General features: G+C 65.7%; 29 protein-coding genes and 1 pseudogene. 8 read left to right on the top strand and 22 right to left on the bottom strand.

Translation table 11 applies throughout. The features are described 5' to 3' along the window. Nucleotides 1-68 precede the first annotated feature (68 nt). Together QSK26_RS26795 and QSK26_RS26790 are read right to left on the bottom strand one after the other, a co-directional pair. Nucleotides 69-371 (bottom strand): hypothetical protein, encoded by a 303-nt coding sequence (locus tag QSK26_RS26795; RefSeq protein WP_285778027.1) that lies wholly within the window; start codon nucleotides 369-371, stop codon nucleotides 69-71. Continuing rightward, nucleotides 368-778, bottom strand: coding sequence for a hypothetical protein (locus tag QSK26_RS26790; protein WP_285778026.1), 411 nt, complete (start codon nucleotides 776-778; stop codon nucleotides 368-370). Before QSK26_RS26790 ends, QSK26_RS26795 begins: the two co-directional genes overlap by 4 nt. 203 nt (nucleotides 779-981) lie before the next feature. On the opposite strand from QSK26_RS26790, the gene QSK26_RS26785 reads away from it, so the two are divergent. Beyond that, nucleotides 982-2,112 carry an NsdA family TPR-like regulatory protein gene (locus QSK26_RS26785; protein WP_285778025.1) on the top strand — a complete coding sequence of 377 codons (1,131 nt, stop codon included), beginning with the start codon at nucleotides 982-984 and terminating at the stop codon, nucleotides 2,110-2,112. Here QSK26_RS26785 and QSK26_RS26780 read toward each other — a convergent pair. Both QSK26_RS26780 and QSK26_RS26775 read right to left on the bottom strand, forming a co-directional pair. Continuing rightward, nucleotides 2,093-2,653, bottom strand: coding sequence for an NUDIX hydrolase (locus tag QSK26_RS26780; RefSeq protein WP_285778024.1), 561 nt, complete (start codon nucleotides 2,651-2,653; stop codon nucleotides 2,093-2,095). The two genes, QSK26_RS26785 and QSK26_RS26780, sit on opposite strands and share 20 nt — an antisense overlap. Before the next feature lie 204 nt (nucleotides 2,654-2,857). After that, nucleotides 2,858-3,541 carry an HNH endonuclease gene (locus tag QSK26_RS26775; protein ID WP_285778023.1) on the bottom strand — a complete coding sequence of 228 codons (684 nt, stop codon included), beginning with the start codon at nucleotides 3,539-3,541 and terminating at the stop codon, nucleotides 2,858-2,860. 752 nt (nucleotides 3,542-4,293) lie between these two features. Between QSK26_RS26775 and QSK26_RS26770 the strand changes: the two genes are divergently transcribed. Next, nucleotides 4,294-4,779, top strand: a complete 486-nt coding sequence (locus QSK26_RS26770; protein WP_285778022.1) for a hypothetical protein — start codon at nucleotides 4,294-4,296, stop codon at nucleotides 4,777-4,779. 234 nt (nucleotides 4,780-5,013) lie between these two features. On the opposite strand, the gene QSK26_RS26765 is transcribed toward QSK26_RS26770, so the two are convergent. The 8 genes from QSK26_RS26765 to QSK26_RS26730 all read right to left on the bottom strand — a co-directional run bounded on the left by QSK26_RS26765 (nucleotide 5,014) and on the right by QSK26_RS26730 (nucleotide 11,544). After that, nucleotides 5,014-6,192: a tyrosine-type recombinase/integrase gene (locus tag QSK26_RS26765; protein WP_285778021.1), complete on the bottom strand. Its 1,179-nt coding sequence runs from the start codon at nucleotides 6,190-6,192 to the stop codon at nucleotides 5,014-5,016. Continuing rightward, nucleotides 6,192-6,446 carry an excisionase family DNA-binding protein gene (locus QSK26_RS26760; protein ID WP_285778020.1) on the bottom strand — a complete coding sequence of 85 codons (255 nt, stop codon included), beginning with the start codon at nucleotides 6,444-6,446 and terminating at the stop codon, nucleotides 6,192-6,194. Before QSK26_RS26760 ends, QSK26_RS26765 begins: the two co-directional genes overlap by 1 nt. After that, nucleotides 6,443-8,056: a replication initiator gene (locus tag QSK26_RS26755; protein ID WP_285778205.1), complete on the bottom strand. Its 1,614-nt coding sequence runs from the start codon at nucleotides 8,054-8,056 to the stop codon at nucleotides 6,443-6,445. The genes QSK26_RS26760 and QSK26_RS26755 overlap by 4 nt, the downstream gene beginning before the upstream one ends. 44 nt (nucleotides 8,057-8,100) lie before the next feature. Next, a complete protein-coding gene (locus QSK26_RS26750; RefSeq protein WP_285778019.1) occupies nucleotides 8,101-9,528 on the bottom strand; it encodes an FtsK/SpoIIIE domain-containing protein in 1,428 nt (475 codons plus the stop codon). An 85-nt stretch (nucleotides 9,529-9,613) separates the two neighbouring features. Then, the gene (locus QSK26_RS26745; RefSeq protein WP_285778018.1) at nucleotides 9,614-9,907 is read right to left on the bottom strand and encodes a hypothetical protein; all 294 of its coding nucleotides are present in this window, start codon (nucleotides 9,905-9,907) and stop codon (nucleotides 9,614-9,616) included. Continuing rightward, nucleotides 9,904-10,326: a plasmid replication, integration and excision activator gene (locus QSK26_RS26740; protein WP_285778017.1), complete on the bottom strand. Its 423-nt coding sequence runs from the start codon at nucleotides 10,324-10,326 to the stop codon at nucleotides 9,904-9,906. The genes QSK26_RS26745 and QSK26_RS26740 overlap by 4 nt, the downstream gene beginning before the upstream one ends. 121 nt (nucleotides 10,327-10,447) lie before the next feature. Beyond that, nucleotides 10,448-11,179 (bottom strand): GntR family transcriptional regulator, encoded by a 732-nt coding sequence (locus QSK26_RS26735; protein ID WP_285778016.1) that lies wholly within the window; start codon nucleotides 11,177-11,179, stop codon nucleotides 10,448-10,450. Nucleotides 11,180-11,277: 98 nt separating this feature from the next. Further along, nucleotides 11,278-11,544, bottom strand: coding sequence for a hypothetical protein (locus QSK26_RS26730; RefSeq protein ID WP_285778015.1), 267 nt, complete (start codon nucleotides 11,542-11,544; stop codon nucleotides 11,278-11,280). A gap of 340 nt (nucleotides 11,545-11,884) precedes the next feature. Here QSK26_RS26730 and QSK26_RS26725 point away from each other — a divergent pair, with 340 nt between their 5' ends. Continuing rightward, a complete protein-coding gene (locus tag QSK26_RS26725) occupies nucleotides 11,885-13,336 on the top strand; it encodes a helix-turn-helix domain-containing protein (RefSeq protein ID WP_285778014.1) in 1,452 nt (483 codons plus the stop codon). Here the strand turns inward: QSK26_RS26725 and cutA are convergent. Further along, complete coding sequence (cutA, locus tag QSK26_RS26720) at nucleotides 13,296-13,634, bottom strand: divalent-cation tolerance protein CutA (protein ID WP_285778013.1); 339 nt, start codon at nucleotides 13,632-13,634, stop codon at nucleotides 13,296-13,298. The genes QSK26_RS26725 and cutA overlap by 41 nt on opposite strands. A 200-nt stretch (nucleotides 13,635-13,834) precedes the next feature. Beyond that, on the bottom strand, nucleotides 13,835-14,320 hold the full coding sequence (locus tag QSK26_RS26715; RefSeq protein ID WP_285778012.1) for a DUF4265 domain-containing protein: 486 nt from the start codon (nucleotides 14,318-14,320) through the stop codon (nucleotides 13,835-13,837). Nucleotides 14,321-14,655: 335 nt separating this feature from the next. Here QSK26_RS26715 and QSK26_RS26710 point away from each other — a divergent pair, with 335 nt between their 5' ends. Next, complete coding sequence (locus QSK26_RS26710; protein WP_285778011.1) at nucleotides 14,656-15,114, top strand: hypothetical protein; 459 nt, start codon at nucleotides 14,656-14,658, stop codon at nucleotides 15,112-15,114. Nucleotides 15,115-15,160: 46 nt separating this feature from the next. Here QSK26_RS26710 and QSK26_RS26705 read toward each other — a convergent pair whose 3' ends face one another. From QSK26_RS26705 to QSK26_RS26695, 3 genes are all read right to left on the bottom strand, one after another. Beyond that, a complete protein-coding gene (locus QSK26_RS26705) occupies nucleotides 15,161-15,634 on the bottom strand; it encodes an SMI1/KNR4 family protein (RefSeq protein ID WP_285778010.1) in 474 nt (157 codons plus the stop codon). Between the two features lie 311 nt (nucleotides 15,635-15,945). Next, nucleotides 15,946-16,461 (bottom strand): hypothetical protein, encoded by a 516-nt coding sequence (locus tag QSK26_RS26700; RefSeq protein WP_285778009.1) that lies wholly within the window; start codon nucleotides 16,459-16,461, stop codon nucleotides 15,946-15,948. A gap of 296 nt (nucleotides 16,462-16,757) precedes the next feature. Further along, entirely contained in the window at nucleotides 16,758-17,495 is a 738-nt protein-coding gene (locus tag QSK26_RS26695; RefSeq protein WP_285778008.1) for a hypothetical protein, read from the bottom strand. Nucleotides 17,496-17,510: 15 nt separating this feature from the next. On the opposite strand from QSK26_RS26695, the gene QSK26_RS26690 reads away from it, so the two are divergent. Next, nucleotides 17,511-17,783 carry a hypothetical protein gene (locus QSK26_RS26690; protein ID WP_285778007.1) on the top strand — a complete coding sequence of 91 codons (273 nt, stop codon included), beginning with the start codon at nucleotides 17,511-17,513 and terminating at the stop codon, nucleotides 17,781-17,783. Between the two features lie 270 nt (nucleotides 17,784-18,053). Here QSK26_RS26690 and QSK26_RS26685 read toward each other — a convergent pair whose 3' ends face one another. Beyond that, the gene (locus tag QSK26_RS26685; protein ID WP_285778006.1) at nucleotides 18,054-18,308 is read right to left on the bottom strand and encodes a site-specific integrase; all 255 of its coding nucleotides are present in this window, start codon (nucleotides 18,306-18,308) and stop codon (nucleotides 18,054-18,056) included. Nucleotides 18,309-18,475: 167 nt separating this feature from the next. On the opposite strand from QSK26_RS26685, the gene QSK26_RS26680 reads away from it, so the two are divergent. Continuing rightward, on the top strand, nucleotides 18,476-19,072 hold the full coding sequence (locus QSK26_RS26680) for a hypothetical protein (RefSeq protein ID WP_285778005.1): 597 nt from the start codon (nucleotides 18,476-18,478) through the stop codon (nucleotides 19,070-19,072). A 243-nt stretch (nucleotides 19,073-19,315) separates the two neighbouring features. Here QSK26_RS26680 and QSK26_RS26675 read toward each other — a convergent pair whose 3' ends face one another. The 3 genes from QSK26_RS26675 to QSK26_RS26665 form a co-directional block, all read right to left on the bottom strand. After that, a complete protein-coding gene (locus QSK26_RS26675; RefSeq protein WP_285778004.1) occupies nucleotides 19,316-20,359 on the bottom strand; it encodes a hypothetical protein in 1,044 nt (347 codons plus the stop codon). Between the two features lie 5 nt (nucleotides 20,360-20,364). Next, entirely contained in the window at nucleotides 20,365-20,868 is a 504-nt protein-coding gene (locus QSK26_RS26670) for a SigE family RNA polymerase sigma factor (RefSeq protein WP_285778003.1), read from the bottom strand. Nucleotides 20,869-21,049: 181 nt separating this feature from the next. Then, nucleotides 21,050-21,313: a site-specific integrase gene (locus QSK26_RS26665; RefSeq protein ID WP_285778002.1), complete on the bottom strand. Its 264-nt coding sequence runs from the start codon at nucleotides 21,311-21,313 to the stop codon at nucleotides 21,050-21,052. Nucleotides 21,314-21,328: 15 nt separating this feature from the next. Between QSK26_RS26665 and QSK26_RS26660 the strand changes: the two are divergent. Then, nucleotides 21,329-21,613: pseudogene (locus tag QSK26_RS26660) on the top strand (inositol monophosphatase family protein); the annotation flags it as partial. Between the two features lie 59 nt (nucleotides 21,614-21,672). Here QSK26_RS26660 and QSK26_RS26655 read toward each other — a convergent pair. Then, the gene (locus tag QSK26_RS26655) at nucleotides 21,673-21,930 is read right to left on the bottom strand and encodes a PIN domain-containing protein (RefSeq protein ID WP_285778001.1); all 258 of its coding nucleotides are present in this window, start codon (nucleotides 21,928-21,930) and stop codon (nucleotides 21,673-21,675) included. Nucleotides 21,931-22,176: 246 nt separating this feature from the next. Between QSK26_RS26655 and QSK26_RS26650 the strand changes: the two genes are divergently transcribed. Then, a complete protein-coding gene (locus QSK26_RS26650; RefSeq protein WP_285778000.1) occupies nucleotides 22,177-22,716 on the top strand; it encodes a DinB family protein in 540 nt (179 codons plus the stop codon). The last annotated feature ends 188 nt before the right edge of the window (nucleotides 22,717-22,904 follow it).

Raw genomic sequence — 22,904 nt, 5'->3', positions numbered from 1 at the left:
CTTGTCTGCATAAGTACAGTAGCGGCTGAGTGTTGTCGTGTCAGGACCTCCGCCATTGGCAGGGACGGCTATCTCACCCTGCCGGACAGCAGCGCCACCCACACCGCTCGCGCCTCAACCTCACACCAGGCATCAGTCTGCGCGATCTGTGGCTTCATCGGGTCGCCGGTCATCCGCCGGACGAAGACCAGCCCACCGGCGGAACACAGCTCGTACCAGGTCTCGCGATGCTCGTGACAGGTCCAAGCCACCACCCTGTACCGGGCGAACCGGTGCACGACGTGCCAGCCAAGAGGCGTGCTGCCTTTCTGCAAGGGAGGCAGGTGTGGAGCCGGGCAAGGCATGTCCCAGGCTGAGATCTGGTCGATCACCGGTCCGCGCGCTTGAACCGCACCGATCCGGCCGGGTCGAGCGTCGCATGGAAGATCACCCGCCGGGACCAGTCGTCGGGGAAAGTCCCGAACTCGTAGATGCGGTGCGTGATGCGGCCCCATGGCTTGCCGCCCAGGTCCGTCCGGCGCAGTGCCATACGCAGTGCGTCCATTGACGTGGCCTGCCCCGAACTGGTCCCACACGGCCCGATCTCGTCAACGCCGTCGATGGTGACGAACACTTCCCACTCGAACATCTCCACCACAGGGTCAGGCCCGTCGCAGTACACGCAGTCCTCCTGCGACGAGGTCGCCTCTCCGAGCATCGCGGCCGTCACATGCCCGCGCCGGGTGACGATCTTCCAGCCGCGCCCGTCGCACGCGGTGCACTTAACTGGTGTTGTCATGCCGGAAAGAATGGATCGCGCAAGAGCGCAGCCATATTTCCCGTGGATATACCACCGAGGGATATAGAGTTCTCAGCGACAGCCATGCACACCAGTCCGAGATGGCCGGAGGACGGATGCACGGGAACGCTTTCGAACCTATCCAGATCCCCACATGGGTATGGGACCGCGACGAAAGCCGGGAAATACTTAAGAAACGTGACATGGCAGGGCTGTTCAACCTCGCCGTCAAGTACGCGGGCGCCAGCCAGGTACGCATCAGCACCGCGACCGGCATCGCCCAAGGCCGCATCAGCCAGCACATACGCGGCCAACGCCAGGTCACCGACCTTGAGGTCTACGAGCGCATCGCCGCCGGCCTCGGCCTGCCCGACCACGCCCGCATGCTGCTCGGACTCGCCCCCACCGACATCGCCTCACCCACCGGCAATCACGACGACGAGTATCGAGAGCAGACCGAAGAACTCACCGCCCGGATCGAAGCCGCGGCCGCTATCGACCCCATGATGGTGATGATCCTCAACACCGACACCAACAACCTTCGACTACTTGACCGTCGCGTCGGCAGCGCCGCCATCGCCGACAAAATGCGCGCCCAGATATCCCAAATAGAGCACGCCCATCACCACGCCGTACGCCCAGGAATCCGCGCCGAACTGGCACACGTACTCGCCCAAACACATTCACTCGCCGGATGGCAAGCCATCAACACCGGCGCCCTGAACGACGCCTGGACCCACTACGAGAACGCCAAAGCAGCCGCACGCGAAGCTGGCGATCCTGCCATCATCGCCCACGTATCTGCCGAACAGGCATACGTCCTCATGGACCTGGGACAGCCTGCCCAGGCCACGGAACTCCTTCAGTACATCCACGCCACCCACCGCGACCGCATCCCCAACCGGCTGCGTACATGGCTCTCCGCAGCCGAAGCAGAAGCCGCCGCCATCCTCGGCGATGAACCGACCTGCCGAGCCGCGCTCGACCAGGCCGCCGCTCTACTACCGGACGGTCACGGCGACCCGGACATGCCGTACCTGTCTCTCGACGTCCACCATCTCGCCCGGTGGCGCGGCAACTGCCTCATTCGCTTCAGCGACCCCGACAGCATGGAAGACCTGCGCTCAGCGCTCGCCGGGATGGACGGCACCTACAACCGCGCCGAAGCTGCCCTCCGCTGCGACCTGGGACATGCCCTACTGGCACTGGGCGACCCAGACGCCGCCCAGCCACACATCAAGCGCGCTCACCACCTGGCGACCATGACCGGCTCCCGCCGCCAGCGCAAGCGCATCGACGAACTCACTCGCCGACTTACCCACGCCCTCCATTAAGTCGCTCCCGCGCCGTGTACAGCCCCACCAACGTCCCCGAGGTCCAGATGTCACCACGGGCGATCATGTCTGGGATTTCCTTCATCGGCACCCACTCGATGACGTCCGCTTCAATCTCCCCGTCCGGCTCCTTCACGAACACCACACCCCGCGCCAGGAACAGCATGTGCTCGGAGTCCACCATGCCGGCCATGGGCTGATAGGTGACCAGGTGCTCAATCTGCTTGGGGCGATACCCGGTCTCTTCCTCCACCTCACGGGCCGCCGTCGCCATCGGGTCCTCCCCCGCCTCGACAAGACCGCCGGGCAGCTCCCAGCCCCAACGGTCGAACAGGAACCGGTGCCGCCACATCATCAGCACCCGGTTGTCGTCATCGACCACCACAGCAATTGCCGCTCGATCCAGGTGCACCGCGTGATGCTCGAACCGCTCTCCATCCGGGATCTCGACATCAACCAACCCGAGGCGAATCCACCGGTTGTCATAGATCAACCGTTCGCCGTGCACGACCCACCGCGACCGCTCTTCGTTGGTAGCCACACCGCGACGCTACCGCCCAACAGCGCCGACGTACACGGGAACTCTGCGCAGACCACCGACGGGGTCCTGCCAGTTGCCGAATTGTTCTTAAGGGTGATCAAGGGCGGCGCTCCGCGCCGCCTCGCGGCCCTACGCCCGCTCGCCGGCCGGGCATGCGGCCTGGGGGCCGGTCCCGGCCGCCAGCAGCTCGGGCCGCATCCGCGGTCAACCCGATTCCTCAAGCCGGTTCTGGCGTGATGCAAGTTCATCCCGAACGACCTCTCGCAGAAGTTCGAGCACGGTGCCGGAAGAGAGCCCGATACCCCAGTGAGTCGACACCCCGCCGATGCGCTTTACTGCTTCATGCAGGCGTTGCCGAAGGGTACCTTCCGGGTTGTTCTCCCAGATCTCTGTGAGGACATTGAGCTCGTTAATCTGGAGAGAGGAAAGAGCGTGCAGGTCCTTCGCCTGCGGTCCCGTGTAGTCGCGGGCGCGCGGATCGTGAGGTCCTGAGATCTCGAAGAGGTATGCCAAAGCCCCACTGTTCGGATGATCAACAACCCACCGCCAGAATCGCGATGCGTCGCTCGTGTCTGGTGCACTCAGATGGCAGGCGTGGCACAGGAGAATTATGTTCTCGACACTGGTGGGACCTCCGAGGGAACGCGGCACCACATGGGCCCGCTCTAGCCCCTTCCAGAGATTCGCCAACGCCTTCTCCGAGCGAACTTGCTCTTGGCGGCACCAGCCGCAGGCGAAGCATTCAGGCTCGCCAAGGTCGATAAGGGGGACGTAGTTGCTGCCCGGAAGCGCTCGACAGTACCAGTAGCGAGCGATCTCTTCGTGGGTCGGCATATCCTCATCCGCGAAATTCCGCACAATCAGCACCGTACTGATGGCGGGTGACATTTCTAAGTTGTATGCCTCCGGCGGGGGCCCTCCGACTCCGGGATGATCGCCCGACACGCCCGTAGGTGGCTGAGGTAAGGGCCTGATCATCCCGCCCGCCATCGACCCGGGACAAGCCGAGCAGACCAAGGCCAGTGGGTCCAGGTCGTTCGTCCGGTGGGGCGCTCCACCTGGACCCACTGGACATGGCCCGCTTCCCCTTCGGGCGGGTCGACGGCAGACGGGATGATCAGTCGGGCGAACCTTGCGCGAGCGCGCGGAAGAATGAACTCGTGCAACGATTCGACGCCGCTGGAGCTGACCTCGTCCCTGGTCAGCGCGTCCGAGTCCGGGTGACTGATCAGCACCCGTGGGGAGTCATCGCGACGATCATCGGCCATGAGGACATCGGCGCGTCAATCGACGGCGCATCGATCGACAGTCCTTCCGGCGAAAGCCGCGCTTGGTTAGGGGAGTATCCCGCTGTCGGGTCGGAGATTGACGCGGTAGTTCAGGAGATCCGCCGCTGGCATCCGCCGGCATGGGTGCGGTTGACCATCCGCGCCCGGGACCTAGACAGCTTTCAGTGGCCGTGCGACTTCTGCGGCACTCCCACAATCTTGAGCCCAGGTGGCGATGGGGTGGTCATGGATGTCAGGAGCGCCGACGGCCCCGGCAGTCATGCCATCGCCGCCCATCGGGAGTGTCTGAGAGGTCATCTGAATGAGCGGAGCCACGAACGCGCTCGTGTCGACTCGGTAGGTCGAAGCTGAATGAAGATGGCAGACGGAGACGGCTTGGCCGCGGCCAGCGACGTACGCGACCAGTGGATAGCCGCCTATCAACTCAACCAACTCCATGCCCAACTCCCCGAGCAAGGTGAAGGGCGACGGGTGTTCGCCCGCCTGGTCTTCTTCGCACTGGACGGCGCGGAGAAGGCCGGATATCCCAAGCGGGATGCGGATGCCGTACGGTTCAACCTCCGTGCCTTGCTGATCAGGGAGCTTCCATCGGACGCAGATCCCCTGTGGGATCCCGATGTGCTCGGCGCGGATGTTCTGGCCGCACTGCCGCTGTCCTTGCTGGAGGCCCAAGCGTGGAGCACCGATTGGGCCTCCCGAGCCAGAGTCGAAATCCTGGCTCTGCGTACCTGCAAGAACTTGCTCGGATCGATGAGGACGATCGCCGACCGTGTGACCGGCGAACCGCTGAGAACGCAGCTTGATCAATGGTTGGAACTCTGGCCGTGTCTCCCCTGATCGTCGTGCCATTAGCGTGCCATTAACCCCGGTAAGAACAGGGCACTCACGGTCACTCATGACCGACCCCAGCCGCAGGTCAGCGCCACCACAAGGCATGTTCCCTACAATTCCCAAGCTGACAGCGCGGGTTCGATTCCCGTCACCCGCTCCACATTCGAAGGCCCAGGTCAGGATTGGTTTCCGGACCCGGGCCTTGATGATTTCTTGGGCCTTCTCGATCTTCCGTGCCCGCTACGTGCCCGATCCCTCTTCCGCCGCTTTCCGCATGACCTCTTCCGCGATCTTCCCCATGCCGTCCGCGATGGCCCGGTCTCGCCCGTTCTCCGTATGCATATAGATCAGCGCGGCCCGCGTGGTGGAGTGCCCCATCCGGTCCATCAACTCCCGCAACGTCGCCCCGGACCGGGACGCGAACACGTTCCCCGTGTGACGCAGATCATGAAGGTGAATCCCCGACAACCCGGCACGCTTGAGCGCCTTCGCCCACGGACGCGAGAAGGCGGCCCGCCGCAACACGGCCCTCTTGGCACCGAGGAAGACGAACGCCTCACCGTGATCCGCCGTGTACCTGTCCATGTGCGTCCGGAGCGCGGAGACGACGAAGGACGGCAGGGCCACCGTCCTCACACCCGCCGCGGACTTCGGCGGCCCCAGGACCACCGAGCCATCTCGCAGGTCCGTCGTGCTCTCCACGATCCGGACCGTCCCCTTCTCCAGATCGACGTTCTTCCGCCTGAGCGCGGCCAACTCCCCCCACCGCAGACTGCCGAACGTCGCCACCAGCACCAGCGCCCGGAAGTGCGGCTCGATCGCACCTGACAGCGCGTAGACCTGTTCCACCGTGAGCGTCGGCCGCTCGGGAGACTCCTCCTTGCCACCGCCCTTGATCTGACACGGATTGGTCTTGATCATCTGGTCCTCGACCGCCGTGTTCATGATCGCCTTGAGCAGCCGGTACGCCTTGGCCACGGTCACCGGCCCGACCCCGTTGTCCAACAGCGTCTTTCGCCATTTACGCACGTGAGCGGCCTTGATCTCGTTGACGGCCATGCCGCCGAAGATCGGGACGAGATGAATCCGAAGCAGACCCTCGTAGAGCTGCACCGTCTTGGGACGCAGGCCAGGCCGCTCACTCACCCAGCCCTCGCCGTAGTCCTTGAACGCGACTTTGCCGAGGTCCGGGTTCGTCCAGCCGCCCTCGATGATCTCGGCTTCCTTCTTGGTCAGCCAGACCTCGGCGTCCCGCTTGGTCGAGAAGGTCTCAGGAGCCGCCCTGTCCAGCCCGTCAGGCCCCTTGTATCGAGCCTGCCACCGTCCGGACGGGAGTTGCCGAACGCGACCGAAGCGCCGCTTCATGCTCCCCTTCTTGGCCGTGGAACGCCGGGGCTCGTCCTTCGTGGTCGTGGTCATCAGGCAACCTTTCTGCGTCGTGTGGTGGTGATCGGCTGGACGACCCCGGCCGCGATGAACGCCTCTAGCGCGGCTTCGGGGATGCGGACGTTGCGTCCGACGTGGACGAAGGTGATGCGCCGCTCTTCGATGAGACGGCGAGGGAAGCGAACCGTGGTGTTGAGCCGTTCGGCGGCCTCTTGGACGGTGAGCAGCCGTCCCCGCGCCAGCTCCGGGAGCGCACTGGTCGGCTCGGTCGTGGTCTTCCGTGTCATGCGGCCCCCCGCATTGCCGAAAGATCCGTGATCGGTGGTCCCTCCGCTCTGGCCTGTAGCTCTTCCATCGATCTGCGCCACCGGAAGCGTTCGGCCACCCCGCGTAGCAGCCGTTTCGCTCGTGGTGTGGCACTCGGGTCCCCGGCCGGGACGGGACACCAGATGAACCGGTGCGGGTCCGGCGGAGACTGGCCGGCATCGAGGCCGAGGGCTTCCAGGACCCAGGTACGGCGGTCGGCGCGGTGTTCGGCCAGGGTCTTGTTCGACCACTTGCGGCTGACCAGCACCCGCCGCCCGGCGTAGCCGAGGTGATCGGGCTTGTGCGCCTTGGACCTGCACCGGCCCGGCACCATCCCGGGCTTGGCGCCCTTGGGCTGTACTCCGTAGCGCAGCCAGTTCGGGCACGAGGGTGAGCACGGTTCGTACCGCAGCGCGTCACACAGCCGGGCCGCGTGGTCCCGCCGGGCCTGGTAGGTGGCCTGTTCGGGGTCGAGGGAGCCGACGCCAAGGGACTTGGTCAGGTACTTCGACAGGTAACGTATCTGGGTGTCTGCGTCGGACGACCCGGCGAGGATGCCTTGCACGTCCACTTGGGTGCCGAAGCGGACCACGTGCAGGGGTTCGGCGTCCGGGTCGGCGTCCAGGAGGTCAAGCGCCTGGTCCCAGGTGGGCAGGACTTCGCCGGTCGCGGGGTCGCAGTAGTCCCCGGCCTGCTGTGTGCCGTCTTCCCGTTCCACCCACACCGGCAGGTGGTCACCCTCGAAGAGGACCCGGTCGGCCGGTGGCCACCACACCTGGTGATACGTCGCCGCGACGACAGCCCGGACATCGGCCCTAGGCAGGGTGCCCCGCATCGCCAGGTGCAGATGAGGGGCGAACCGCTTTTGAGGTTCGACGGTGGCGAAGTACTGCACGTCATACCCGGCCACCCGGCGCAGGTTCTGCACGAACCGGTCCACCAGCTTGGAGAAGTGCAACGCGTCGCGAGCAGCCGCCCGGTAGTCGTACGCCGATGGGTCGATGGGCGCGCCGTCTCGGATCTTGCCGTAGGAGGGCAGGGTCAGGGTGATGAACATCGAGGGCCGGTAGACCTTGCCGTCGTTGCCGGTGAAGGTCCGGCCGAGGGTTGTGTTGGTCATCGGTCGCCTGGGCAGGTCGGGGGCGTCCTGGCGGCGGCGGGTCGAGCGATTGCGCTTCTTGACCGCCCGGCCCAGCACGTTCCCGCGGATTCCCGCCGCGTTGATCTCGTCGTCCACGGCCAGGATCGCGGCGTCCAGGTCGGCGGTGTCTTGCCCGGCCGTTTCGGCGGCGTCGCGCTGGGCTTGGAGGTCGGCGCGGAACTCCACCAGCCAGGACTGTTCGTCGGTCGGCTCATCCGGGGTGGTGACCGGTTCGTGGTCGAGGTGCCAGCCTTCCCGGCACTGGACCATGCGAAGCTGCCGGTTCCGCTTCGCACACGGGGCGCACTTGCTTTCCAGCGTGGCCCCGCACGGGACATCGATGAGCGTGATCTGTCCGGTCAGGGTGTCGATGCGCTTGAACTCCAACGGCTGGAGACACACCCCGTTGACCTTGGCGATCTCTTCCGCCACGTCGAGCGCGACGGGCATGGACTGGCGGAGGGCACGGGGGATGCTCCGGTCATTGGCATGGGTCACAGGGCCTCACCTGTCCCCCGGCCGTAGCGCAGGACCATGTGCCGGATGTCGTTGTCCGACACGTATGCCGCCCGCACCCGCACCGGATCGGGCGAGGTCTCCAGCCAGACGTATCCGACGCCCGCGCCGATCGCGGGATCGGGTGAGATCAGGTCGGCCAGCGCGCCCCGGTCCCGAGCGCCGTCGCCGAGGACCATGTCCACCTGTTCGGACTCATCCAGCCTGAGCGCGACCTTGTCGGGGAACAGGTTGCGGATTGACACGACGTCCTTGCGCGGGTCCTGCAACGCCGCCATGACCCCGACACCGACCGCCCGGCCCTGCGTCGTCAACGTGGCCAGGGCCGCCGTGATGCGCTGCTTGAGGCCCTTGTCGGCCTGATACGCGGTGAGGAACGCCAGCTCATCCACCAGGAGCAAGATGAACGGGTCGGCGATCGTCGGGACGTGGTTGCGCCGGACCCCGGCATACCGTGCCGCCCGTTCCTGCATGACCTTCACGGCCTCTTCGAGCAGGTAGGCGCAATCTTCGGGGGCGTCGGCGTAGCGGTGGAACAGCGACCGGCCGAATGACAGCTCCATGAGCTTGGGGTCCATCGCCCACAGTTGGACCAGCCCAGCACGCGCCGCAGGCAACAGCCCACGGATCACCGACCACAGCCACGACCCCTTACCGGCCCCGGTCGCTCCGGCGATCAGGATGTGCGTGCCATGCACCTTGAGCTTGTACGGCGTGCCGTCCTCACACTGGCCGATCTCCACCGGTCCCACGGATGGCCACTCGGGCAGAGGCCGCGCAGGCAACGGCACTGCCAGCGGGTCACGGCGCGGGAAGGTCAGCACCAGTCGGCCGGCCTTTTCCACCGACACCCGGCACGAGGTAGCGCCGAAGCCGTGCGCGAGGTTGGGACTCCGGTCGCACCACTCCTTGTCGCTTTGGCCCTTCAGCATCTTTACCGTCACCCGGTCCACCTGGCCGTCACAGCGGACGCCCACGAGGTGGGGAGTGAAGTCGCGCCCCTTGAGGGAGCGGCCCAGGCCGGAAACGGCGACGACGGCGAGCCAGTGACGCCGGTAGATCCACAGCCACCGCCAGAACGCCAGCAGCGGCCAGCCGACCCAGGTGAGGAATGAAGGGAAGGCCAGATTCGCCCACAGCGCAAGGGCAGACGCCACGGCCCCCGCCCCGAAGAGCGTGACTTTCCAGCCGAGCACTACCGTCGCGGTCGCGGTCGCGGCTACGAGGCTTGCCGCAATCGGGTGCAGATAGATGGTGATGAGGGCGCCCCAGATCAGACGCCACGTCAAGATGATGATCGTGATGAAGGCGGGGGTGGGGACCACGGTGGGCCGGAACACGACCGGTGTCCCGGGACTCGTGGAGACCAGTCCCGCGGTTTCTTCGCCGGGCAGTCGTCGCCACATATGCTGATGTCCTCTCTTGATGAGGTGTCGGGAGAGATCCAGGGGGCCGCCGGAAGTTGCCGCTTCCAGCGGCCCCGCTTACCTGTCAGGCCGCAGCCGAGTCCTGATCGGCGTGCAGGCGCTCGCAATCGGCCAGGAACCGCGCCGTCGCGTCGTGCAGCTCCCGGGCGAGCCGGAGGTCTTCATCGATGATCTCGGCGTCCGAGGAGATTCCGAGGTGCACGGACACCTTGCCGTGCTTGATCGCGATGAATGCCCGCCCATCGGGCGTAGTTGGGAAGTAGCTGACCTCTGTGCTCTCATCGAGGAAGACGGAGATCGCCACACGAGGCTCAGAACCGGGTGCCAGTGAGACGCTGGTGTAGGTGAAGCCGGTCATGCCGCTGCTGCCTCCTTGCTCGTGGTCTTGGTCGTGCTGGTGTTGGTGCGCGGAGCGAGGATCTGCCGCGCCTTGATCGAGTAGGCCAGCCGTCCCGCGCCGTTGACGTAGGGCGTGATGGTCAGGCCGTCGAACTCCACCGGGACGAACGGCACGCCCGCCACCGGCGCCGGGGGAACCGGCTGTACCGCGCCGAGGAGCTTCACCGACACCGTTTTCTGTGCCGCCTTGAGGGTCGGGTCGGCGTCCATGACCGGGATCTGCCAGACGAGTTCGCCCGTCTGCTTGTCCCTGGCCTGGACGAACCGGCCGTTGGTGGAGGCTTCGAAGTCCTTGACGGGCTCGACGTCTCCCACGGCGAAGCAGCCGTGCGGGAAGACCTGCCCGAACGTCACCGGAATGGGTCCCTGGATAGCCATAATGCGATCTCCTCTCTTGACTGGTCAGACTGCTTGACTGACCAAGCTGTGTGACTCCATTAAGCACGAAGCCCACTTGGCCAGTCAAGTGCACCAAGCGGGCTTCGCGAGAAAGTTGGAGCTACAAGATCGGATACGCGTCTTCCAGCTCGTGACGATCGCCGGGAAGAACGGTCTCCACGACCACCCACGGCCTGCCCGTCGCGTCACAGGCGACCGCGTACACGGTCAGCAGCGCGGCTGAACTCTTCACCCCGAGAAGGCCACACTCCTCCTTGGTCGGGTTCCGCGCGGTGACGTGCTCGACGATGTGATCCAGGGAAGCGCCGGCCGCGCTCTCCACATACCGGCGGACCCCGTGCTTGAGATCGGCGGACTCGGCCAGCGCCGTACCGTCAGCCACCGCGACCGGCAGCCACGCCGAAGAGATCTCGATCGGCTCCCCGTCATGCTCCACCAACGACCGGCGCAGCACGACCGGCGAGGCGGGCTTGATGCCGAGATAGGTCGCGATCCTGTTGGGCGCCTCCACCTCACCGGCACTGAGCAGCCGCCCGGATACCTGGGCCTCGTTCCGATCCAGCAGCTCACGCCCGGTCCTGACCTGCTGGGCGGTCGGCATCGCGGGACGCCCGCGCACAAAGCGGCCCTTGCCCTGATGCGTGACGATCCAGCCTTGATCGCGTAGTACGCCCAGCGCCTTGACCACGGTCGGGCGGGCCATCCCGAACTCCGCCATGAGCTGGTGTTCGCTGGGCAGCGGGGAACCCGGCGGGTACTCGCCCGAATCGATGCGCCGTTCCAGCTCCGCGATCAGTTGCGCATACTTCGGCGGCGTATATTCAAACGTCATCAGAGCCCCACAATCAACATGCCTGCCTAGCCAAGCAGGCTAGCAGCGCATGTTGCCCATGCGAACCCCTTCAACCGACAGGACACCGTCACCAGGACTTACCGGGCCGCGCCGCAGAGCAACGCCACCCAGATTTCGTACGCCTGCGCGAACGTCCACCGGTACGTCTCGTGCACCTGCCGTTCCTTCTCGAACCGCAGCGTCCGGCGCAGGAACGTCTGCCCGCCCGCCTGGCACAGCTCATAGACCGTTGCCCGGCAGTCACATGTCCACAACAGCACCCGGACCCGCTCCACACCGTGATACGGCTCCTGCCAGACCAGCCGCATGTGATCCCGCCGAGCCAGCGACACATGCGGGCTCATACAGCTCATGATGATCTCCATCACGCCACCCGCCGTCTCCCCACACCAGAGCACTCAAAGCAGCCGACCTGCCCCAGCTCGATCGCCCCGCCGTCCAGGCGCTGCCCGGCACCGGCCCGGCTCTTGCGGACCCAGCGCCAGCCCTTACCCCGGCAGGCTCGGCACCTCTCGCTTCTCGGCTCCCCCTTGGTCGTCATGGATCAAGGTTCTTCACCAGGGGATACGCATCCCATCCCGAGGCGACATCCCTGCGCCGGATGGCCGGTATCCCTTGACGGGATGACTCCAAGCCGTGAGCGTTGGACTACCGCCAGTCCAAGGACGCAAGGGGATAAGGCAGATGCCCGCACATGCGGCACAACCGGTCGTCATACCGGCTGACCTCTGGCAACGCCCCGAAATGCTCACAGCCCTCCGAAATCGCGACATCGGCACAATTTTGCGACTGGTCCGCCAGTACGCCGGAGTCAGCCAGACCCGCATCGGCGTCGCGGTGAACCTCAGCCAGGGCAAGATCAGCGAAATCATGAAAGGAACCGTGCAGGTCACCTCGTTCGAGGTCATCGAGCGCATCGCCGACGGCCTGCACCTGCCCGACCCCGCCCGCATGACCCTTGGCCTGGCACCTGCCCAGCCCACACGCATCCCGCGTCGGGATGGAACCCCAGCAAGTGCCCTGCCTACCGTGGGACAAGTTGCTGTGGACGACCACCAGACGGGCGATCCCGGAGATATCGATCTCCCGACGCTGGCCTGGGTAGTGGGAAGGCTGGACACCCGCATGGACCGAAGAACCATGTTGCTCCTGGCCGCCGGTATGACCGCCGAAGTCGGCGCCAGCATCACCGACCCCTGGGAGCGGCTGTCACGCGCCCTTAGCGGCCCGCAGTCGCTCGACGAGGACATCGTGGAACGCCTGGAGGCCCGGACCATCGGCTTCCACCGGCTGGAATCGGTACTCCCCGCCAGGACGATCTACCAAGGGCTCACCGGCCATATCAACGAACTGAGCACCCTGCTCCACGGCAACCCTGCCGACCGGTACCGCCGCCGCCTGGCCGCCAGCGCCGGAGAAGCCGCCACCCTGGCCGCCTGGATCGCCTGGGACCTCAAACAGCCCGGCCAGTCTGCCTCATTCGATCGCGTCGCCGCCCTGACCGCCAAGGAGAGCGGACACCCGGTCATCCAGGCGTGCGGCCTGGGCTACAAGTCCTACGCCGTCGAAGGCCGAGCCGCCGTCGACGTCCTGCGACAGGCACAGGCGTACCTCCCCGCGGACGGCGACGACGCCACACGCGCATGGCTGCTGTGCCGCGAAGCCGAAGAACTGGCCGGCCTCGGCGACCGGCAGGCCATCGACCGCCTGCACCGGGCGGAAGAGGCATACAGCCGAGCCCGCCCCCACCGTGAGCGCGCCTGGACCCGCTTCCTCGACCCCGGCCGCATCGCTGCCTTCCAGCTCTCAACCTACGTACGACTCGGCGACGAACGCCGCGTGATCGAGGCCGGGCAAGCCGCTCTGTCCTCGGCCGCCCAGGACTCCGACCGCAAGATAGTCGCCGTCATCTACGCCGACATCGCCCAAGCCCAACTCCAGATCGGCGACGTGAGCGAGGGCGTCTCCTACGCCCGCCGTTCCCTGGAAGCCGCCCAGCGCTCCGAATCCACCTGGGGCATGAAACACCTCGCCAAGGTGGAACAGGCACTCGCCACCAGGCCCGACCAGGCCGCCCGGGAACTCCTCGGCGACATCATCGCCACCCGCCGGTCCCGGGGGACGTCTCCCGCCTGATCCATTCCAAGTAGTCGGCCGTGCCGTACACCAGCGGGACGGCGATGATCTGTGGCACCTCATAGGAGTGCAGCTCTCGCACACAGGCCGCCAGTTCCTCGAAGCGATCACCGGTGGTCTTCATGAACACCAGCCACTCCTCCGACCGCCGGACCTCACCCGCCCACCAGTAGGTCGAGGAGATCGGCGCGACCACCTGGGCAGCCGACGCCAGCCGCCGCTCCACCACTGCCGAACACATCCGCTCGGCCTCATCCCGATCACCGGCCGTCACGTGCACCTCGATGAACTCAGCCATGCCCGCAACATTGCCGAATTGATCTCATGGGTATCAAGGGCGTCGCTCCGCGCCGCCTCGCGCCCAACGCCCGCTCGCCGGCCGGGCATGCGGCCTGGGGGCCGGTCCCGGCCGGCAGCAGCTCGGGTCGCACCAATACGGTCCGCGGTAGACCTTCAATGCATGCATCCGCCATCGATCCCCGGCGTAGAGGTCAGTGCTCAGCGCGTCTGATCCCAGCCTGCGCGGTGGTGAGCAGAAATGCATCCTTCCTCGAACCCAAGGCGATCGGCCTTTTCCCCCTCATCGAGCCAGGCCCGAAGCGGACCGTAGGGGAGGCCCGGAGGAACATCAACCGCGATTAAGTTGGGGAACGCGCGGATGCCCGTCCACTCACATCCCAACTCCGCCAGTTTGGCATGGATCTTTGACACGTATCCCTCGTCAGATAGCACGATGCGCACCGTCGAGTGACCCGACTCCTGAACTAACGCCTCGTACTGCCAGGACCCATCGTTAGCGTCTCGGCGTACGTGGACCCGATCACCCCAAGCCACCCCACGCACAAAGAACGGCGTGTTCGCCAGGCGTACAACCTCCGGCTCGTCGGTGACCTCCGCCCATATGGACTCCTCACCCGCTGGCGGCCAATCGTCCTCGTCTCGTTCCAAGGGAAAGATGACCTTCACGTGATTGTCGAGGGACATCGTGGTTCCTTTGCCGTCACCTAGTGCGGCAGAGTGTAGGTCATTCGATCTTTTCGTCTCAGGCGCGGGGGCACTCCGGCTCCGGGATGATCGCCGAGGACCCGCGAAAGCCATCCGGTCCTCAACAGTTGAGGTAAGGGCCTGATCATCCCTCCCGCCATCGACCCGGGACAAGCCGAGCAGACCAGGGCCAGGGGTCAAGGTCGTTCGTCCGCGGGGCGCTCCACCTTGACCCCTGGCCCTGTCCCGCTTCCCCTTCGGGCGGGTCGACGGCGGACGGGATGATCAGACGGGCGGAGTGTACGTAGGTGCGCAGTCCATGCCACCCTGCGCCTATGCTCACCGTCCGCCAACTCCTCGACTACCTCACCGGCCTGCCCGGCGAAACCCCCGTCGTGGTCGACGTCAACGCCGGGGATTGGTCCCTCCGCATAGAAGATCTCAACGTGACCACCACCCAAGACGCGACACCCGGTGGCGACCCTCTTGAAGGCGTCGAGGTCGACATCTTCTGGGATCCCGGCCAGCACGACAGGACCATGGACGGCCCCACCCAGACGCACTTCACCCTGGACGACGTAGAAGAGCTGACCAACGAACGCGACGCGCTCCGCCGGGAACTGGCAGACCTCCGAGCCAGCCTCTGCTTCTCACTCCGCAAGTACCACAGCGAACCGGGACCGCAAGGGCTCACCGTCATGTCCGTGCTCAGCGACCAAGAGATCTTCGCCGAGATCACGCGACTCCGCACGATCGCCGCCGAGTCCCTTGCCGAGCCCAGCTCAGAGCCTTGATCGTCGTGCCATTAGCGTGCCATTAGCCAGGGTGACGAGCGGTCCCTCAGCGACACAGTGACTCCACCGTCTCGTCGAAGTACGGGAACTCCTGCCGCGCGGTGCCTATCACCTCGGCCGCGGGCTGGCGGGCTGACGGTGCCCAGCGTTCGGCGATCTGCGTCAGTCTCGCGTCAGCGCGCGGCTCATGCTCATGTGTCGGGTACATCATTGCTTCGAACGGGCCGAATCCGGCCGCAATCAGCCATAGGTAGCCGTCCAGGTTGCGGGCTACGAGCCCAGTCCTGCCCTCAGAGTCGAGGAAGACCACCGGCTGCTGCGTGAGCGGCTCACCGCTGCGGACGAGCCAGAACGCCGCCATACCGCCAGTACCGTCCTGCCCGAACACCCGAAACTCGGCTCCATCGACAGAGGGGTTTCCCATCCAGGCCCGCCACCACTGCGCGGTATCGGCTGCCGTCAGGAACTGGGGGTATGGCTCAAAGTCCACGCCGGCACCGTCTCTGTAATCGAAGCCCACTTCATGTGCCTCAATCAGCGCGGCTACTACCCTCACGATCGCCCGGCGGTGGCTGATCTTTCTACAGGGCTGGGGGCGATCGACGGTCCGGGACTTCGTACCTCAGTCCCAGCCCACCGAGCATCAGGGCGACGAAGGAGCAGATGTTCCCGTGCCCGTCAGTAGAGGGAGCAAGGGGAACTCACGGGGAATGACGGGTAACCGAAGCACTCCCCCGCAGGTCAACGTCTTCCCAGCTCAGCGACCAGGTGCGTTAGAGACTTCCCAAGCTGACAATGCAGATCGCTCTATTCCACGCCAGCTTGCCTGGATCATCCAGGGTTCAGCCAACATTGAAAGGATGAACTCGTTGATTTGAGCACGGTGGGATAATGTGGCGGTTCAGGCCAGATCTGCAGGAAGTAGTGATCACCTATTTCGATTGCGATTTCTTCGTCCATACCTCTGACGTGGTATCGCAAACGATATGTTCCGGGACCGGCGGACAGCGGAGGAAGAGGATACGTCCTCCCTCCTCCCCACTCCTGCAGCGAAAGCCGACCCGATGGGGACTCGTAGCTGATCTCGACGATGTCTTCGTAGCCGTCGAGGTCGGCACCAGGATCCCGATCGGCGGCAGCCACCGTGAACTCCACCGGTCCCCACTGAGGGCCCACGATCAAGATAGCCTTGCCTGTCTCCACTCGGATGATTCCCACAGGGTGGCCCGGCACGTCGTCGAACTGGCCGGACGTATCACACCCCTCATCCACGAGATAAACCTGGCTGTAATCCACCTCCACCTCCAGCTGCTTGACCTGCACGACAGAAGTCTCGTCTCTGGTCATGGACGGGAAGCATAAACTCCGCCACCGACAAGATCAGCTATCAGCGGCAGCGCAACCAGACTGCCGTCAAGGGATGGACGACGAGCGCGTTTCCCGTGCCAGATGCGTGCCAGAACAGGCGGGGAACCACGGTTATTCACGGGGAATCACGGGGACTCGACCCACCCTGACCTGCACTCCTGTTTTCCCAGCTCAGGGCAGCAAGGTCAGTAGATGATTCCCAAGCTGACAGCGCGGGTTCGATCCCCGCCACCCGCGCAAAGGCCCAGGTCAACGGATGATTCCCAACCCGGGGCCTAGCTGTACTGCTTGATCACTTGGTCGGCCACTTGGAACGTCGTCCGGCAGTCGGGGCAGGTCGCATTTCCGAAGAGGTAAAGCAGTCTCGTCGTGAGGTTCTCCCGGCCGAGACTCTGGGCCGTGTCGTACATTCGGCGCGCCACATGGTCAAGCTCGGAGGGAACTGCGGGAGCCAGCTCGCCCTTGGCAGGGTCGTCCTCGATCGCGTAGTCACCCGAGGTAGCGAAATAGCCGTCCGCACCAATCGCGACGAGAAGATGGACACCGCAGCCGGGACAGTTCTCCAGCTCGTACTCCCCTTGCAGCAACTGCTCCAGCATTTCGTCCCACACCGGCACGTCCTCGAAGGCAAGCACCGCCTGCAGCATGTAGATGAACGAGTCCTCGTCGATCGCGGCATGCATGGTCTCATTGGTCAAGCGCAGCAGTTCCTCGATCTCCGCAGCATGGATCATGCGCACGTCCCCGGCTCCGTGTGGCTGTCTCGCCCCGGCCACGATCGAGCCACACAGGGAGAGGATCATCGTGCGGTCGGCAGGGGCCCAACTTCGGGCGATCTCGGCCAGACGTGGAAGCGCGGCGAAGCTCGCCGGGTAGACGGTCATCTGGTGGCAGATGCACGACCACAGCTCGTCCCACACTGCGGCGCGGGAATCCGGTACGAGCTGATCGAGCAGTTCGGGAACGTTCTCCGCGGAGCCATGGGCATGTGTAAGCCGGGACCAATCCGTCATGCCGGTTATCCAACCATGCTGCTCGACTTCGCACAGAAGCCGCCAAGGAAGACGACTGAGACGCCGCCTCTATATAGCGACTGGATGCGGGTGTACTGCACCACCGAGAACGTCGCCGCGGTGGAGAGCCCTGAGGGACTTCGAGGTTACCCGCACAACAAGGTCGCCAAGCGGATCAACAACGGGACCGAGCATGACCTTGAGGCTTCTTCAAGTACGCCGTCACAGGTGAGGCACCGCGTGGGACAGCTGCTCGTGTCATCAGGCCTTCATGGTGACAACGACTGAGGCCACGAACTTGATCGTCGTGCCATTAGCGTGCCATTAACCCCGGTAACAAGGGGTCAGCCACGGTCACCCACAACCGGTCCGAAGCGCAGGTCAGCCGTCCTACGAGGCGTGATCCATACGATTCCCAAGCTGACAGCGCGGGTTCGATTCCCGTCACCCGCTCCACACACCAAGGCCCAGGTCAGGGATGCTTTCCCGACCCGGGCCTTGATCTTTGTTGGGGCTGTTCGATCTTCTCGGGCCATTAGCGGGCCATTAGCTTCGGGATCATCCGGTGGGCGCCTCGTCCTGCTGGCCGTCGTCCCGCGTTTCGAGCCGCCTGTTGATCGCATCGGTGATCACCTCGTCGGCACCACGTACGGCATGCTGGTAGATCATCGCGGCCCTCACGTTGTCGTGACCCATCCTGGCCATCAGGTCCTTGAGCCCGGCACCGGACTCGGCGGCGAACATGTTGCCCGTGTGACGTAGATCATGGAGGTGGAGACCGGGCAGGCCCATGGCGGCGGCGCGGCGCCGCACCCCCGGCCCTCCGCCCGCCCGCCGTCCGGGCGTGCGGCCTGGTGGCCGGTCCCGGACGGCGGCGGGACACCGGGCCAGGCACCGCGCGCCGGCCCCGCCGCACCGACCGAACGCTCCGAGCACGGTTGCCACGCCGCCGCCTGGTGTCTTCCGCGACAATCAGCACCGTGATCGATCACTACCGCAATCTCTTCGACCGGCACCAGTGGTTAGAGGACGCGCTCTGCTGGACCGTTGTGCAACCACTGGACGAAGAGATCACCGTGGACGACCTCCTGCTGCGGCTGAACGGAGGCCGCGAGCCCCAACAACGCACCATGGAATATCCCACGGAGAGGGCCTATACGGAGGATCAGCCGGTGCTCTTCGCCTTCAAGGGCGAAGGAACCTACGGCTTTCTGGAGTTCAGCTACGGCTACGCCACACCCGATCACATCCTCGTCGAACTCAGCAAGTCGTCACGGGTATGGATGACGACCTGGCACACCTTCGGGGGATACACGGTCCTCTACGCGGCCAACGGCGAGATCAAGGCAAGGATGGGCTACTTCATCTTCGCCGAGCACCGCATCCAGGAGGGCGACCCCAACATCCTGGCCGATTTCCTGCCTATGCTCGACAGCCTCCACCCGGAGGACTACCGCGGCAAGCTCAGCGCGGCATTCGCCTTGATCGAGGCATCCACCGGCATGCGCCTTGAAAGCGAATGGCTGGATGTAGAAGAGGCACCCGTCATCATCCTCGACAACTGGAATGAGGAGTGAACGCAGCCGACCGGACGTGACCCTCAGACCCATGCCTCCGGCGGGGGCTCTCCGGCTCCGGGATGATCGCCGCGTCGGCTGTCTGGGTCCGTAGGTGGCTGGGGTGGATGCCTGATCATCCCGCCCACCATCGCCCCGGGACAAGCCGAGCAGACCAAGGCCCGCTTCCTCGCCCCGGGCCGCATCGCCGCCTTCCGGACTCGCGGTCGTGCCCGCGCTGCTGCCGCCTCGCCAGGTCGGAGCTCACCCGGACTTCTCGTAGACGGCTACCGTCAGCGTCCCCGGCCGCTGCCGATATTCAGATATCTTCGCTACTAGCCGGATTTGAATGGTCACCGTCTTCTGGTTACGCGGCTTCGGCCCGCCCAAGTCCGTGTAGCCGCCCCCTCGGTTGGTGAACGCGGCGGGGCAGTCGAGGGGGCCCTTGATCAGGCGGCCGTTCACTCGGAGCTCCGGGATAAGGCGGCCCGCGATGTCGCCTCCGCAGTACACCACGAAGGCCAGCGACCGGCCCCTGTTCGGCACGATGATCGTCACTTCGCGGGCAGCCGGCCAGGTGTCGCTCTTCTTCGTGATCAGGTTGAACTCGGGTGGCCGCCCCCCGAAAGCCGCGGGCGGCTCGGCCGGTGGCGACGCGGCCTTCATCGTGGCAGGAGGCGTCCACTCGTAGACGCCGAACCGCCATCTCTCCAGGCGCTCGTGCGGAGCGACGTTCTCGAACCCCTTGGGTGCTTCGACGGTGAACGTCGCCCGGCGCGTCCCGGCCGGGAGCGGCATCACATCGACCGGCCTGTTGCCCTGGCATCCGGTCGACAGGGAGGGTCCGGGCGACAGGGTGAACACCTTGGATACGCCCGGCACCCGTACGGTGACGTGCGGCATCATGAACATGGACTCCGTAGGGCAGTCCGCCAGGACCGCCAGAGGCTTGCCTCGCACCTCCACGTCGAACGTCACCGACTTCTTGCGGGGGGCATCGAGCGTCGCCGTGGCGACCCTGCGGTAGACCGTCCCGTCCGCCTCCTGGAACTGAGCCGGGATCTGGCCGGCGACGGACGCGATGATCTGGCCGTCTTCGTAAGGCCCGCGCAGGTTCAGCAGGCTCCCCGACGCCACGACCGCCACAGCTGCGAAGCCTGCGACGGCGACGGCGGTGACGGCGGTGAAACGGCGGCGCCGGACGCCACGCACCCGTGTCCGCAGCGACTCCCACGGGATCGGGCGCTCGACCGCCGGACGGCTGCGCTCCTCCAGAAGGTCATGGAGATCTCGCCGGTTGATGGGCATAAGGCTTACCCCCTTCTCACGAACGTGGACGCGAACGAGTCGTCGACCCGCAGTTTGGCCAGCGCCTTACTGGTCTGGCTTTTGACCGTCCCCACGCTGCACCCCAGCGTCTCGGCGGCCTGGGCCTCAGTCATGTCCTCGAAGAACCGCAGCACCACCACAGCTCGCTGCCGGGCGGGCAGCCGTCCAAGCGCCTGCCAGACGAATTCGCGCTCATCGGCCTGTCCCATGTCGTCGGCCGCCTGTGTTCGGTCAGGCGGCGATCCGGTCGTGACCTCCACCTGTCTCCAGCGCCGCCGCCACCACGACACGTGCACATTGACGATGATTTTGCGGACGTACGCCTCGCGTTCGTTCCCCAAGCGCGGCCAAGCCAGCCACGCCTTCATCAGCGCCGTCTGCACCAAGTCCTCGGCCACCGCCCAGTCCCTGGTCAGCAGGTAGGCGGTACGGAGCAACCGTTGCCACACCGCCGCAACGAACGCGTCGTACTCCGACCGATCCGCCATTCACCGGCCTCCCTCAAAACGACAGTCACCCGTCCTACGCCGCCGGGGCGCGAGAAGGTTGCCCCGCGACGCGATCCAGCGCCTCGGCGTTCCATCGGCTCCGCAGCGGACTTCTGGGCGCGCCTGCGGCGAATAGTCCCTTACGACCGCTCATATTCACGCCCAAGTCGCGAACCGCCGATCACCGCCGGGCGTCCTTGACCTTGCGCACGTTGCCGAAAGGACGACGGCCGAGGCGGTCCGCCAGTTCGAAGACCTGAGGCACGGTCAGCACTGGACGTTCTTCGGCATGCTCAGCGTGTGCACCGCGGATCCGGCATGGGTTGCGCGGGATGATCCCGTCGTCCTCCACAGCGGTCATGAGCACAGCCCTCAGCAGGCGGTAAGCCTTCGCGATCATGCCCGGTGACACGCCCTTGCCGAGAAGGTCGGCCCGCCATCTCACGCCGTACGGGAGTTCCTGTCACGCGAGACGCCAGAGATCGGATTCCTCGGCGAGGAGAAAGGCGTCAGCCGTATGGGCGACGGCCTGACATGGGTACTGGACCCTGTGGACGGAACTGCCAACTTCCTGCACGGCATCCCGCTCTGCGGCGTCTCTCTGGGGCTGGTCGACAAGGACACACCCACACTCGGGGTGATCGACCTGCCGTTCTTCAACCTCCGTTACTCGGCGGCCAAAGGTACCGGCGCTGTCGCCAACGGGTCCGCAATTCGAGTGAGCGATGCCTGCGGCCTGCAAACCGCGATCGTGGCGATCGGCGATAGGGTCATGATCACCCTGTCAGAACCATGGGGCATAGCTCAAACCTTGATGACAGTAACGCGTACACCGCACAGTGCGGCGAGGTCCTCGGGGTCGGAGGTGAGGACCGTGACGGGGCCAGGGGCAGCGAGGGCGGTGGCGCTGAGCAGGGCATCGATGGCGTACTTGTGCCCGTGCAAGCCGGCGTTGGACAAGAGTGTGGCGGCGTGGCGGGCGATCGGTTCGGTGACCGGCTCGATGGTAAGGCGGGACAGCGTCCACTCCAGAGCCGGCCGGTTGACGTGAGGGTGGACCATCTCGACGAGGGTGGCGGCAGAGGTGATGACGCGGAGGTCGTCAGCACGGGCGCTCTATATTTGGAGTCGACTGCATTAATTTGGCCCGGCCGACGATCGGCGCGGTCGCCCGCGCCCACGCCTCGGAGCGCCCTCGGCGAGGTGCACCGCGCCGGGCCCGGGGCCGACGAGGATCCGCGCGTCCGCGTCGGCGGGCGCGGATAAAACCATTAGTGGATCATCAGGGCCGGGCCGTAGGTTGTCCCGGTGAACGCGATTCCCCTCTTGCGCTGGCAGCTCGACGTGTCCTGGTCGCTGACGGCGCTCAACCTTGAGAAACTGACCGATGAGGAGTGTGTGTGGGAGCCGGCCCCCGGCTCCTGGTCGGTGCGCCCGCAATCTGACGGTTCCTGGGCCGCCGACTGGGCCATGCCGGAGCCCGATCCGGTCCCGATGACGAGCGTCGGCTGGGTGATGTGGCACGTCGGCTTCTGGTGGGACCACGCCTACAGCCACACCTTCGGCGACGCGTACGCTTCGGGGAAGACCCTCGACTTCACCGCGAGCGCGGCGGTGACACCGTGGCCGGGCAGCGCGGAGGCCGGGGTCGCTTGGCTGACGGCGTGTCGTGATCGCTGGGCCGAGGCGCTGGATTCACTGACCGAGGACGATCTCGGCTCCACCGCGCGCAGCGGCTGGTTCGCCGGCGGGGACCTGCCGCTGGGGCAGGTGCTGGCCTGGGTGAACATCGAGCTGATGAAGAACGCCGGCGAGATCGGCCTGCTCCGCCGGTTGCGCACCGCCTGACTGTGACAGAGGGCGGCCTGAGGGCCTCGTCGCCGACGGGCCGCCCGTGATCGGACTCTCAGGGTCAGACATCCCTGGAGCCGGAATGTCAAGCGGCGAGGTCGTGTTGCCGGTGTGACCAGGCGGTTGCCTGGTCGTAGGGGGTATGTGTTTTGAGGCAGCCGTGGAGGATGCCGACCAGGCGGTTG

Source organism: Microtetraspora sp. NBRC 13810, from assembly GCF_030268685.1.
Lineage (GTDB): Bacteria > Actinomycetota > Actinomycetes > Streptosporangiales > Streptosporangiaceae > BSRQ01.
Note: the sequence above shows the minus strand (reverse complement) of the source record. Positions and strands in the feature narration are given on the sequence as shown.

Coding starts and splice junctions, on each gene's coding strand:
- QSK26_RS26740 (WP_285778017.1), bottom strand. CDS start 10,326: ATGGCTATCCAGGGACCCATTCCGGTGACGTTCGGGCAGGTCTTCCCG.
- QSK26_RS26775 (WP_285778023.1), bottom strand. CDS start 3,541: ATGTCACCCGCCATCAGTACGGTGCTGATTGTGCGGAATTTCGCGGAT.
- QSK26_RS26745 (WP_285778018.1), bottom strand. CDS start 9,907: ATGACCGGCTTCACCTACACCAGCGTCTCACTGGCACCCGGTTCTGAG.
- QSK26_RS26735 (WP_285778016.1), bottom strand. CDS start 11,179: ATGACGTTTGAATATACGCCGCCGAAGTATGCGCAACTGATCGCGGAG.
- QSK26_RS26785 (WP_285778025.1), top strand. CDS start 982: ATGGCAGGGCTGTTCAACCTCGCCGTCAAGTACGCGGGCGCCAGCCAG.
- QSK26_RS26655 (WP_285778001.1), bottom strand. CDS start 21,930: ATGGTCCACCCTCACGTCAACCGGCCGGCTCTGGAGTGGACGCTGTCC.
- QSK26_RS26675 (WP_285778004.1), bottom strand. CDS start 20,359: ATGCCCATCAACCGGCGAGATCTCCATGACCTTCTGGAGGAGCGCAGC.
- cutA (WP_285778013.1), bottom strand. CDS start 13,634: ATGGCTGAGTTCATCGAGGTGCACGTGACGGCCGGTGATCGGGATGAG.
- QSK26_RS26760 (WP_285778020.1), bottom strand. CDS start 6,446: ATGACACGGAAGACCACGACCGAGCCGACCAGTGCGCTCCCGGAGCTG.
- QSK26_RS26690 (WP_285778007.1), top strand. CDS start 17,511: ATGCTGCTCGACTTCGCACAGAAGCCGCCAAGGAAGACGACTGAGACG.
- QSK26_RS26770 (WP_285778022.1), top strand. CDS start 4,294: ATGAAGATGGCAGACGGAGACGGCTTGGCCGCGGCCAGCGACGTACGC.
- QSK26_RS26710 (WP_285778011.1), top strand. CDS start 14,656: ATGCTCACCGTCCGCCAACTCCTCGACTACCTCACCGGCCTGCCCGGC.
- QSK26_RS26670 (WP_285778003.1), bottom strand. CDS start 20,868: ATGGCGGATCGGTCGGAGTACGACGCGTTCGTTGCGGCGGTGTGGCAA.
- QSK26_RS26750 (WP_285778019.1), bottom strand. CDS start 9,528: ATGTGGCGACGACTGCCCGGCGAAGAAACCGCGGGACTGGTCTCCACG.
- QSK26_RS26790 (WP_285778026.1), bottom strand. CDS start 778: ATGACAACACCAGTTAAGTGCACCGCGTGCGACGGGCGCGGCTGGAAG.
- QSK26_RS26695 (WP_285778008.1), bottom strand. CDS start 17,495: ATGACGGATTGGTCCCGGCTTACACATGCCCATGGCTCCGCGGAGAAC.
- QSK26_RS26715 (WP_285778012.1), bottom strand. CDS start 14,320: ATGTCCCTCGACAATCACGTGAAGGTCATCTTTCCCTTGGAACGAGAC.
- QSK26_RS26700 (WP_285778009.1), bottom strand. CDS start 16,461: ATGACCAGAGACGAGACTTCTGTCGTGCAGGTCAAGCAGCTGGAGGTG.
- QSK26_RS26730 (WP_285778015.1), bottom strand. CDS start 11,544: ATGAGCCCGCATGTGTCGCTGGCTCGGCGGGATCACATGCGGCTGGTC.
- QSK26_RS26765 (WP_285778021.1), bottom strand. CDS start 6,192: ATGACCACGACCACGAAGGACGAGCCCCGGCGTTCCACGGCCAAGAAG.
- QSK26_RS26755 (WP_285778205.1), bottom strand. CDS start 8,056: ATGCCCGTCGCGCTCGACGTGGCGGAAGAGATCGCCAAGGTCAACGGG.
- QSK26_RS26725 (WP_285778014.1), top strand. CDS start 11,885: ATGCCCGCACATGCGGCACAACCGGTCGTCATACCGGCTGACCTCTGG.